This window comes from Mesorhizobium sp. M6A.T.Ce.TU.002.03.1.1 (assembly GCF_003997275.1).
Lineage (GTDB): Bacteria > Pseudomonadota > Alphaproteobacteria > Rhizobiales > Rhizobiaceae > Mesorhizobium > Mesorhizobium mediterraneum.
In genome coordinates this window covers 1-6,790 of record NZ_RZTI01000203.1, presented here as the reverse complement: position 1 = coordinate 6,790, position 6,790 = coordinate 1, and the positions used below count along the sequence as shown (strand labels likewise).

Genomic DNA, 6,790 nt, shown 5'->3' with positions numbered 1-6,790 from the left:
CCCCCTTGGGGGGAGGGTGGCCGCGAAGCGGTCGGGTGGGTTCGGTGGCGACGCGCGCCGACCTGATCTCTTGCCGCGAGGTTGTTTCTGATGCCCCGTACCCTCGTGAGCTTCGAAATGCGTCAAAAGGCGCGCGCGCTTCGAGTTCATGCGACCAAGGGCGAATCCCTGCTGTGGTATGAACTGCGCGAGCTGAAATCGGCCGGCATCAAGTTCCGCCGCCAGTGTCCGATTGGGCCCTATATCGTTGACTTTGCCTGCCTCGCGGTAAAGCTGGTCGTGGAAGTGGATGGTGATCTGCACGAGCAGGAACTGGGCAAACGGCACGATGCTGTCCGTGACGCCTATCTGCGATCGCTCGGGTTCGATATCTTTCGCGTCGATGAGCCCGATGTCATAAACAGCGCTTGGCATGTGGCGCAGGCGGTCAAGGAGAAAGTCGCGCGCATGTTCGGCGACCCCACCCGACCGCTTCGCGGCCACCCTCCCCTCGAGGGGGAGGGGGACGCCGCGCAATAGATGAGAGGAATTTGAATGGCCGCACCCGGCGAGAATCTGCGAATCAATTCAGACCGTTTGTGGGATTCGATAATGGAGATGGCGAAGATCGGCCCCGGCATTGCCGGCGGCAACAATCGCCAGACATTGACCGATGAGGACGGCGAAGGGCGGCATCTGTTCAAGCGCTGGTGCGAAGCGGCGGGGCTCGAAATGGGCCTCGACGAGATGGGCACGATGTTTGCCCGCCGCGAAGGCACCGACCCTGATCTGCCGCCTGTCTATGTCGGTAGCCATCTCGATACTCAGCCGACCGGCGGCAAGTATGACGGCGTGCTCGGCGTGCTTGGCGGGCTGGAGATCGTGCGCTCGCTCAACGAGCTCGGCATCAAGACCAAACATCCGATCGTCGTCACCAACTGGACGAACGAGGAAGGTGCGCGCTTTGCGCCGGCCATGATGGCATCCGGCGTTTTTGCCGGCGTCCTCGACCAGGCCGATGTCTATTCGCATGTCGACAAGGACGGCAAGAAGTTTGGCGAGGAGCTCGAACGCATCGGCTGGAAGGGCGCCGAGAAAGTCGGTGACCGCAAGATACACGCCTTCTTCGAGCTGCATATCGAGCAAGGGCCGATCCTCGAGGACGAGGGCATCGATATCGGCGTCGTCACCCATGGCCAGGGGCTGAAATGGCTGCAGGTGACGCTGACCGGCAAGGAGGCGCATACCGGCTCGACGCCGATGCCCAAGCGCCGCAACGCCGGGCTCGGCATGGCGCGGGTGATCGAGCTGGTTCACGAGATCGCCATGGACTACCAGCCCGACGCCGTCGGCGCGGTCGGCCATATGGAGGTCTATCCGAACTCGCGCAACATCATCGCCGGACGCACCGTATTCACCATCGACATCCGCTCGCCGGAAAAGGAAGTGCTGGACGCGATGGACGGGCGCATCCGTGAGGGGATCGACACGATCTGCGAAGCGCTCGACATCAAATACGTGATCGATCAGGTCGGCCATTTCGATCCGGTCACCTTCGATGCGGGCTGCGTCAAGGCTGTGCGGGAAGCGGCAGAGCGCTTGGGTTATACGCATCGCAACATCGTCTCCGGGGCCGGCCACGACGCCTGCTGGATCAACCGCGTCGCGCCGACGGCAATGGTGATGTGCCCGTGCGTCGATGGCCTGTCGCACAACGAGGCCGAAGAGATCTCCAAGGAATGGGCGGCGGCCGGCGCCGATGTTTTGTTCCATGCGGTGGTGGAGACGGCTGTCATCGTGGAGTGAGCTAGAAACCAAGATTCCGAACGCCGCTCGCCAGAAGCGCGAAGAGAACAAGGGAACAAGAAAATGTCCAAAGTCATCAAGAACGGCACCATCGTGACCGCCGACCGCAGCTGGAAGGCCGACGTGCTGTTCAAGCACGGCAAGATCATCGCCATCGGCCCGGATCTGCATGGCGACCACGAGTTCGACGCCACCGGCTGCTATGTGATGCCGGGCGGCATCGACCCGCATACCCATCTCGAAATGCCGTTCATGGGCACATACTCGGCCGATGATTTCGAGAGCGGCACGCGCGCCGCGCTTGCCGGCGGCACCACCATGGTTGTCGATTTCTGCCTGCCGGCGCCGCAGCAGTCTCTGCTCGAGGCCTTGCAGATGTGGGACAACAAGACCTCGAAAGCATCCTGCGACTATTCCTTCCACATGGCGATCACCTGGTGGGGCAAGCAGGTGTTCGACGAGATGGCCACCGTCGTCGACAAGGGCATAACCTCGTTCAAGCACTTCATGGCCTACAAGGGGGCGCTGATGGTCGACGACGACGAGATGTATTCGTCGTTCCAGCGTTGCGCCGATCTTGGCGCGCTGCCGCTGGTCCATGCCGAGAATGGCGACGTGGTTGCCGCCCTGTCGCAGAAGCTGCTGGCCGCGGGCAATAACGGCCCCGAAGGGCACGCCTATTCGCGCCCGCCGGAAGTGGAAGGCGAGGCGACCAACCGCGCCATCATGATCGCCGACATGGCCGGCGTGCCGCTCTATGTCGTCCACGTCTCCTGCGAGCAGGCCCATGAAGCCATTCGCAGAGCGCGACAGAAAGGCATGCGCGTGTTTGGCGAGCCATTGATCCAGCATCTGACGCTCGATGAGAGCGAATATTTCGACAAGGACTGGGACCATGCGGCGCGCCGGGTGATGAGCCCGCCCTTCCGCAACAAATTGCATCAGGATTCGCTGTGGGCCGGCCTGCAGGCCGGATCGCTGCAAGTGGTGGCGACCGACCATTGCGCCTTCACCACCAGCCAAAAGCGCAACGGCGTCGGCGATTTCACCAAAATCCCGAACGGCACCGGCGGGCTCGAGGACCGTTTGCCAGTGCTGTGGACGGCGGGCGTCAACACCGGCCGGCTGACGATGAACGAATTCGTCGCGGTGACCTCGACCAACATCGCCAAGATCCTCAACATGTATCCGAAGAAGGGCGCCATCGTCGAAGGCGCGGACGCCGACATCGTGGTCTGGGACCCGAAGCGAAAGAAGACGATCACCTCCAAGAAACAGCAATCGGTGATCGACTACAACGTCTTCGAAGGTTTTGAGGTCACCGGCCTGCCGCGCTTTGTCTTCTCGCGCGGCGAACTGTCGATCCAGGAGGCTGAGGTCAAGGCGAAGCCCGGCCATGGCGAGTTCGTCGGCCGCGAGCCGAATGCAGCGGTCAACCGGGCGCTGTCGACCTGGAAGGAGATTTCTGCGCCGCGCAAAGTGGAACGCACAGGTATTCCGGCGACCGGGGTCTGAACATGCACGCTGTTCATGTCGCCATAGCAGCCGCGGCCCTGCTGGCCGCCGGCCAGGCTTCGGCCGCCGCGATCGACCTTTCCAAGCCCTATGGCAACAAGTCAGGCTGTATCAACAAGAACGGTCAGCAGGTCTATGCCGAGGACATGCTGCTCCTGACCGACAAGGAATTCATCACCGTGGCCAGCGCCTGCACTTTCACCGAAAAGCAGGCACAGGCCGACGGTTCGCTGGTGGTGAAATCACTGTGCGACGCGGAAGGCGAGGAAGGTCAGTCGCCAATCCAGTTCACCATCAGGCGCAGCCTGAAGAACGCCAAGAGGCTGGTGATTGCCGACGAGGACGGCCTGGTCATGGGGGAAGTCTCCCGTTGCCGATGATGGCCGCTGCCTCAGCGTCGGCCTCAGGCGACCTGCCCATCCAGTTGCGGCAGCAGGACGACGCTTTCCTGTTCGTTGGGATCGGTGCGGGCGATGACCGCCGAGGCCGGGCTGGCGCTCAGATTGGCCGGCAGATGCGGCACTCCGGCAGGAATGTAGAAGAGGTCACCGGACTTGACCACGATCTGCTGTTCGAGCCGGTCGCCATACCAGGTATGGACCTCGCCGGAGAGCACATAGATCGCCGTCTCATGGCTTTCATGCATGTGCGCCTTGGCGCGGGCACCGGGGGGCATGGTGAGCAGGTGCATGCAGATACCGGAGGAACCGACGGTCTCGGCGGCGATGCCGGTGAAATAACTCAGTCCCTGCTTGCCTTCATAAGAGCTTTCAGGGCGGATAAGATGACAAGTGGGTTTGGGCGACATCGGGGCGACTCTCGATCGAGTGGGAACTCTCAGCCGGACAGGACGGGGCGAGTGGAAAGCAACATCGAGGAAAGATCAACCGGATTCCGACCGGCGCGGCAGCGGTGCGAAAAGGCAGGCTGCGGCCTATGACGGGAGCATCGCCAGCCGTCGTTTCGGCAAGCAAGCTCGGCCTGACCTTCCAAACCAGTGACGGTCCGGTGCAGGCATTGTCGAATGTCGACCTGACCATCGGCAAGGGTGAATTCGTGTCCTTCATCGGGCCATCCGGCTGCGGCAAGACGACCTTGCTGCGGGTCATCGCCGATCTGGAGAAGCCGACCTCGGGAGCCATCTCCGTCAACGGCATGACGCCCGAGCAGGCGCGTGAGAGCCGCGCCTATGGCTATGTCTTCCAGGCGGCCGCACTTTATCCGTGGCGCACGATCTCGCGCAATGTGGCGCTGCCGCTGGAGATCATGGGCCTGTCAAAGGCAGAGCAGGCGGCGCGGATCAAGCGCACGCTCGATCTCGTCAACCTGTCCGGCTTCGAGCAGAAATACCCCTGGCAGCTTTCCGGCGGCATGCAGCAGCGCGCCTCGATCGCGCGGGCGCTGGCCTTCGATGCCGATCTTTTGTTGATGGACGAGCCGTTCGGCGCGCTGGACGAGATCGTGCGCGACCATCTCAACGAACAACTGCTGGAACTGTGGGAACGGACCAACAAGACCATCTGCTTCGTCACCCATTCCATTCCCGAGGCGGTCTACCTCTCGACGCGCATCATCGTCATGTCGCCGCGTCCGGGCCGCGTCAGCGACGTCATCGAATCGACGCTGCCGAAGAAGCGGCCGCTCGACATCCGCGAGACGCCGGAATTCCTGGCGATCGCCGCGCGCGTGCGTGATGGGCTCAGAGCAGGGCACAGCTATGATGATTGAGGCGGTGGGGAACGGGCTTTCGCATTCGCCTCACGAGGGAGCGGCTAACCACGCGTTCGTCATCCTAGGGCGGAGCAGCCGCGAAGCGGCGTGCGCAGACCCTAGGATCCATGCCGTGACGTTGGCCGAAGGGCCTAAGCGGTCGAGAATGTCCGCCAGGCAAGGCACGGCAGCGGGCCCTTTCTTTGGGTCGGGACCACTATTCCGCACCGTTGCGGGGCGGGGAGGTAACGGCATGGATCCTAGGGTCTGCGCCGCGTCGCTTCGCTCCTTGCTTCGCCCTAGGATGACGAAGAACGGGCATGACCACTCTCTCCCGTCGGGGAGAGGAGCGCATTCATCGTGCGAGCGTCGCTAGATGGACTCCTTTCGCGACAAGCTCATCCCGGTGACCTCGATCCTCGCGGGCGTGGTGGTCGTCTGGTATGTGTTCGCCGTCATCCTCAACGCGCCGTTCCAGCGCGATCTCGACCGCCGCGCCGGCGAGACGCCTGATGTTGTGGAATTTATCGGCAAGACGATGTCGCAGCCGAAGCCGACACTGCCGGCGCCGCATCAGGTGGCGGTGAATTTCTTCGAGAACACGTTTCTGCGCAAGATCACCAGCAACCGCAGCCTTGTCTACAATGCCTGGGTGACGCTGTCCTCGACGTTGCTCGGCTTCGCGTTCGGCACCGCGCTCGGCATCGTCATCGCCGTCGGCATCGTGCATGTGGCGACGCTCGACCGCAGCCTGATGCCGTGGATCATCGCTTCGCAGACGATTCCGATCCTGGCGGTGGCGCCGATGATCATCGTCGTGCTGGCGGCGATCGGCGTCACCGGCCTGATCCCGAAGGCGCTGATCTCGACCTATCTGTCGTTCTTCCCGGTGGCCGTCGGCATGGTGAAGGGCCTGCGCTCGCCCGAGCTCACCCATCTCGATCTGATGCATACCTACAATGCCAGCCCTTCGCAGACCTTCTGGAAATTGCGTGTGCCGGCGTCGGTGCCGTTCCTGTTCACCTCGATGAAGGTGGCGGTCGCCGCCAGTCTGGTCGGCGCCATCGTCGGCGAACTGCCGACCGGCGCCGTCGCCGGCATCGGTGCCAAGCTGCTCGCCGGTGCTTATTACAGCCAGACCATCGACATCTGGTCGGCGCTGGTTGCCGGCTCGGTGGTGGCAGCCCTGCTGGTGATGGTCGTCGGCATTGCCGGGCGCATCGTCGATCGCGCCATGGGCGGGAGACCGGCATGAACTCCCTCCTTTCGTCGATCACGCCTCGTTCCTGGCAAGGGGTTGCCGCGCTCGTACTTCTTGCCGGCGCGCTGCTTCTTTGGCCACTTGTCGATGCCACGCCCGGTTACGGTACGGCGACCGTGGCTTTGATTTTCTTCTTGCTGCTCCTTGCAATTGCTGCCGACAACTTTCCACCGGTGATTGGGGTGGTATTGCTTTTCCTTGGCGCGCATGGCGCGGCGTGGCTGCTGCTCGCGGGCATAGCCGGCAATGAAGGCACCGCCGGCGCATCCTTCTATCTGCTGCTTGCCGCCGCATGGCTGTTGGCTTGGCGCTGCGTCACGGTCCTGTCCGCGCTTCGCCCGACCTCGCGCTGGGCGGCGACCGCTTTGAGGCTGATCATCCCGGCGATCTTCGGCGCCTGGATCCTGATCATCTGGGAAGCGGTGACGCGTGGGGCCGGCATACCCTTCATCCTGCTGCCGCCGCCAAGTGCCATCGGCGCGCGCATCGCCGGTTCGCTGCCGGTGCTCGGCGCCGATG

7 protein-coding genes and 1 pseudogene are annotated in these 6,790 nt (G+C 63.1%); 7 read left to right on the top strand and 1 reads right to left on the bottom strand.

The window, feature by feature from the left end:
- Positions 1-90: 90 nt before the first annotated feature.
- The 4 genes from EOC93_RS31860 (at position 91) to EOC93_RS31845 (ending at position 3,680) form a co-directional block, all read left to right on the top strand.
- The gene (locus tag EOC93_RS31860) at positions 91-519 is read left to right on the top strand and encodes an endonuclease domain-containing protein (protein ID WP_127206597.1); all 429 of its coding nucleotides are present in this window, start codon (positions 91-93) and stop codon (positions 517-519) included.
- A gap of 15 nt (positions 520-534) precedes the next feature.
- Entirely contained in the window at positions 535-1,785 is a 1,251-nt protein-coding gene (locus EOC93_RS31855; RefSeq protein ID WP_126105854.1) for a Zn-dependent hydrolase, read from the top strand.
- 63 nt (positions 1,786-1,848) lie between these two features.
- On the top strand, positions 1,849-3,300 hold the full coding sequence (gene hydA, locus EOC93_RS31850; protein WP_095482893.1) for a dihydropyrimidinase: 1,452 nt from the start codon (positions 1,849-1,851) through the stop codon (positions 3,298-3,300).
- A 2-nt stretch (positions 3,301-3,302) separates the two neighbouring features.
- Complete coding sequence (locus tag EOC93_RS31845; RefSeq protein WP_126105855.1) at positions 3,303-3,680, top strand: hypothetical protein; 378 nt, start codon at positions 3,303-3,305, stop codon at positions 3,678-3,680.
- Positions 3,681-3,703: 23 nt separating this feature from the next.
- Here the strand turns inward: EOC93_RS31845 and EOC93_RS31840 are convergent, their stop codons facing one another.
- Entirely contained in the window at positions 3,704-4,108 is a 405-nt protein-coding gene (locus EOC93_RS31840; protein WP_127206596.1) for a cupin domain-containing protein, read from the bottom strand.
- 128 nt (positions 4,109-4,236) lie between these two features.
- On the opposite strand from EOC93_RS31840, the gene EOC93_RS31835 reads away from it, so the two are divergent.
- From EOC93_RS31835 to EOC93_RS31820, 3 genes and pseudogenes are all read left to right on the top strand, one after another.
- Complete coding sequence (locus EOC93_RS31835) at positions 4,237-5,028, top strand: ABC transporter ATP-binding protein (RefSeq protein WP_126105857.1); 792 nt, start codon at positions 4,237-4,239, stop codon at positions 5,026-5,028.
- A 358-nt stretch (positions 5,029-5,386) separates the two neighbouring features.
- Positions 5,387-6,265 (top strand): ABC transporter permease, encoded by an 879-nt coding sequence (locus tag EOC93_RS31825; RefSeq protein ID WP_126105858.1) that lies wholly within the window; start codon positions 5,387-5,389, stop codon positions 6,263-6,265.
- Positions 6,262-6,790, top strand: a pseudogene (locus EOC93_RS31820) (ABC transporter permease); the annotation flags it as partial. The gene EOC93_RS31825 and the pseudogene EOC93_RS31820, both read left to right, overlap by 4 nt.